This window comes from Micromonospora sp. M51, from assembly GCF_018070305.1.
Taxonomy (GTDB): domain Bacteria; phylum Actinomycetota; class Actinomycetes; order Mycobacteriales; family Micromonosporaceae; genus Micromonospora; species Micromonospora parva.
In genome coordinates this window covers 1-4,049 of the sequence record NZ_JAGPXZ010000583.1, presented here as the reverse complement: position 1 = coordinate 4,049, position 4,049 = coordinate 1, and the positions used below count along the sequence as shown (strand labels likewise).

The 4,049-nt window shown below is 72.3% G+C and carries 4 protein-coding genes; 2 read left to right on the top strand and 2 right to left on the bottom strand.

Annotation, left to right across the window (positions count from 1 at the left end; genetic code table 11):
- Positions 1 to 12: 12 nt before the first annotated feature.
- Together KBX53_RS24935 and KBX53_RS24930 are read right to left on the bottom strand one after the other, a co-directional pair.
- Positions 13 to 162, bottom strand: a complete 150-nt coding sequence (locus KBX53_RS24935) for a hypothetical protein (protein ID WP_165947858.1) — start codon at positions 160 to 162, stop codon at positions 13 to 15.
- 217 nt (positions 163 to 379) lie between these two features.
- A complete protein-coding gene (locus KBX53_RS24930; protein ID WP_210861960.1) occupies positions 380 to 2,221 on the bottom strand; it encodes a glycoside hydrolase family 15 protein in 1,842 nt (613 codons plus the stop codon).
- A gap of 68 nt (positions 2,222 to 2,289) precedes the next feature.
- Here KBX53_RS24930 and KBX53_RS24925 point away from each other — a divergent pair, with 68 nt between their 5' ends.
- Positions 2,290 to 3,504 carry a D-arabinono-1,4-lactone oxidase gene (locus KBX53_RS24925; protein ID WP_210861958.1) on the top strand — a complete coding sequence of 405 codons (1,215 nt, stop codon included), beginning with the start codon at positions 2,290 to 2,292 and terminating at the stop codon, positions 3,502 to 3,504.
- On the top strand, positions 3,504 to 3,878 hold the full coding sequence (locus tag KBX53_RS24920) for a sensory rhodopsin transducer (RefSeq protein WP_030332602.1): 375 nt from the start codon (positions 3,504 to 3,506) through the stop codon (positions 3,876 to 3,878). The genes KBX53_RS24925 and KBX53_RS24920 overlap by 1 nt, the downstream gene beginning before the upstream one ends.
- Positions 3,879 to 4,049 lie beyond the last annotated feature (171 nt).

The following is a 4,049-nucleotide window of genomic DNA, read 5'->3' as shown; positions in this document are numbered from 1 at the left end:
GGACTGGCCTGCTCAGCGCTGGTCGGTGGGTTGCCGGCGGAACCGGTCGACGAGCCGTCGCCAGTAGAGCTTCGCGGCGACCGCGGCGCCGGCCACCCCGCCCACGACCGCCTGCACGATCAGGCTGCCGGACCCCGCGTCCAGGTAGGCCAGATGTTCCACGGATCGCTCCTTGCCCTCGCCGTCTCGACACCGGCATCCCGGTCATCACCAATGAGGCTTTTAACCCGGAAAGCCGGACTTGTCCATCACCGTACGCTGGTCCCCGTTGCCGTCGCGGGCACATCGGCGGACTCCCAGACTCGGCACAGAATGCGGCAGCGACGGCCGGGCACGCCGGCACGCTGCGGACACGCGCTGGGACCTCACCGAGACGCGGTCAGCCGTCGGCTGTTCCCGGTCGCGCCGCCCGTTGCGCCCACGCGTGCAGCGCGTCGCGGTCGCCGGCACCGTCGAGGTTCAGCGCCGCATCGATCAACGCCAGGTGGGTGAAGGCCTGCGGGTAGTTGCCCAACGCAGTGCCGTCGGCGTCGAGCTGCTCGGCGTACAGGCCGAGCGGCCCGGCGTACCCGCACAACTGGTCGAACAACTCGGCGGCCTGCTCGCGTCGCCCCGCCAGGACCAGGGCCGAGACCAGCTCGAAGCAGCAGAGCAGGAACGCGCCCTCCTGCCCGGGCAACCCGTCGTCGGCCGTGTACCGGCGGATGAGCGCCGGGGCGACGGCCAGATCCCGCCGGATGCGATCGATGGTGGACAGCACCCGCGGGTCGTCACCGGCGAGGAACCCGACCAGGGGCATCCGCAGCAACGACGCGTCGAGTTCGGTCGAGTCGTACGCCAGCACGAAGCTGCCGACGCCGGTGTCGAACCCACGCTCGACGACCTCGGCGTGGATGGCGTCACGCTCCCGGCGCCACCGCTCGACGGGGGCGTCGTGGTCGCCGACCAGGTTGGCGAGGCGGATGCCCCGGTCGAGGCAGACCCAGGCCATCATCTTCGAGTTGACGTAGTGCCGCAGCGGCCCGCGGATCTCCCAGACGCCGTGGTCCGGCTCCCGCCACCGGGTGGCCATGGTGTCCACGTGCCGGCGCAGCACCTGCCACTGCTCAGTGGTCAACTCACCGGTGAGCTGCTGGTACGACAGCGTGGCGTCGAGCACGTGCCCGTACGTGTCGAACTGCAGCTGGTGGGCGGCCTCGTTGCCGATACGCACCGGCCGTGAGTCGGCGTACCCGTCGAGGTGCTCAAGCACCGCCTCCTCGCGGGTCACCCCGTGGATCCCGACGAGGGGGGTGAGAACCTCGCCGGCACAATCGCACATGGTGAGCAGGAAGTGCAGGTAACGACGGCCCTCCTCGGCGTGACCCAGCCGGAACAGCGCGAGCAGCAGCAGCGCGGCGTCGCGGTGCCAGGTGAAGCGGTAGTCCCAGTTGCGCACGCCGCCGATCTCCTCGGGCAGCGAGGCGGTCGGCGCGGCGAGCAACGCACCGGTCTCGTCAAACGACAGGCCCCGCAGGACGGCCGCGCTGTGCCGCACCTCGGCGCTGCCCCGCCCGGTGTAGTCGGTACGGTCCGTCCACTCCCGCCAGGTCCGGCAGGTCCGCGCCAGCAGCTCGGCCGGGTCGACCTCGTCGATGCGGCCGGGGCCGTAACCGAGCAGTACGTCGACCGTCTGCCCCGCGCGCAGCACCGTTTCGGCGCGCAGCGTCGCGCCGTCGACCCGGAACGACAGCCCGGAACGCAGCCGCAGCCCCGCCTCGGCGGCCACCCACTGGCCGTGGTCCCACCGCCAGTCCACCGGGCGGGAACCGTACCCGGGGCGCGGTGTCACCTCGGCTCGTACCCGCACCGACCCGGCGCGCACGTGCAGGCGGCGCACCAGCAGCATGTCCGCGCGGAACGGCTGCGCCTCGTCGCCGGTCCGGACGGCGAGGAAGTCCTGACCGGTCGCGGTGCCACCGGCGGCCCGGTACGCGCTCTCCACCACCAGGGTGCCGGGCAGGTACCGGCGGACCGGCGCGGCGTCAGCGGCGACGGAGAAGGTGAACGCGCCACCGACGCGACGGTCCAGCAGCCGGGCGAAGACCGCGTCGCCCTCGAAGTGCGGCACACAGAACCAGTCGACAGCGCCGTCCGCGCCGATCAGCGCCCCGGTGTGGGTGTCGGAGAGGAACGCGTACGAGTCGATCGGCGGCGTGCTCGCGGAGCCGAAGGCCGGCACGCGACTGCCTACCCGGCGGGTCGGCGCGGAAACGCGACTACCGGTCATGCCGGTGGGTACCCCGCCGCATGCGACAGTTCGTCAACTGGTCCGGCAGCCTCTCGTTCACCCCGAGGGAGTTCGCCGAGCCGGCCGACGAGGACGCGGTGCGGGAGCTGGTCGTCCGGGCGCGGGAGTCCGGGCGGACGATCCGGCCGGTCGGGTCGGGCCACTCGTCGAGCCCGCTGACCCGCACCGACGACATCCTGCTCAGCGTCGACCGGCTCGCCGGTGTCATCGCCGAGGACGCCGACCGGGCGCGGGCCTGTGCGGGCACCAAACTCAAGGCCCTCGGTGAGGGCCTGTACGACGCCGGGCTGGCCATGGACAACCTCGGCGACGTGGACTACCAGTCGATCGCCGGCGCGACCGCCACCGGCACGCACGGCACCGGCGTCGGTTTCGGCAACCTGTGCACCCAGGTGGTCGGCGTCCGCCTGGTCACCGGCACCGGCGAGGTGCTGGACATCTCCGCCGACGACAACGCGGACCTGCTGCCGGCGGCCCGGCTCTCGCTGGGCGCTCTCGGGGTGGTCACCCAGGTCACCCTGGACGTGCAACAGCAGTACGAGCTGCGCCGTCGGGCGTGGTGCGCGCACGTCGACTGGACCCTCGACCACCTCGCCGAGATGCAGCACACCAACCGCAACATGGACTTCTACTGGTACCCGCGCAGCGACCAGACCCAGATCCGCACCCTCAACCGGTCGGACGGGACGTCCGGCGAACGGGTGTGGGCCGCGCCACGGGTGCCGGACTCCGGCCCGTGGGGTGCGCCCCACGAGATCCGGTCCGGTCCGATCCACCGCACCATCCCCCGGGAACGGGAGCTGCGGTTCGAGGAGATCGAGTACATGCTGCCGTCGGAGGCGTTCCCGGCCTGCTTCGCCGAGGTCCGACGCCGGATCCTGCAACGGCACCGCACCGTCGTCGGCTGGCGGGTCCTGGTGCGCACCATCGCCGCCGACGACATCTGGTTGAGCAACGCGTACGGCCGACCGACCACCACCATCGCCTGCCTGCAGAACACGTCGCTGCCGTACGAGGACTACTTCCGGGACATGGAGGCGGTCTTCCGTCAGTACGGCGGCCGGCCGCACTGGGGCAAGAAGCACTGGATGACTGCCCGTGACCTGCGGCCGCTCTACCCGCGGTGGGACGACTTCCAGGACGCCCGCCGCCGGCTCGACCCGGACGGGGTGTTCCTCAGCCCCGACCTCGCCCGGCTGCTGGAGGAGAGCTGATGACCGAGATCGGGGCCCGCCTGTGGGTCGTGCCGGGCGGGCACATCCCGTTCCCCAGCACCGGCCCGGAGCCGGCGTTCACCAGCTTCGACCAGCTGTGCGTCCTGAACACCACCGACACCCGCGCCGACACCGAACTGCACCTCTACTACGCCGACGCCGAGCCGGTCGGCCCGTACGCCATCACCGTCGACGCCCGTCGGGTGCGCCACGTGCGACTCAACGACCTGATCGACCCGGAGGCGGTGCGGCTCGACCGGCCGTACGGCTGTCTGCTGCGCTCCCCGGTGCCGGTGGTGGTGCAGTTCCTGCGCCAGGACACCCGGCTGCCCGGGGTGGTCGCCCTCACCGCGGCGATGGCGTACCCGGCGTAGCCGTTCGGCGCAGGTTCGGTCGGGGGCCGGGCCGGGTAGCCCCCGCCATGAGACTCACGGCCGGGACGCGGACGGCGGGCAGGCTGCGGACCCGCGCCGGGCGGGCCGTGCGGGAGAGTCGCCAGCGGATGCGGCTCTATCTGATCGTGGCGCTCCAGGCCGGGGTGGCTG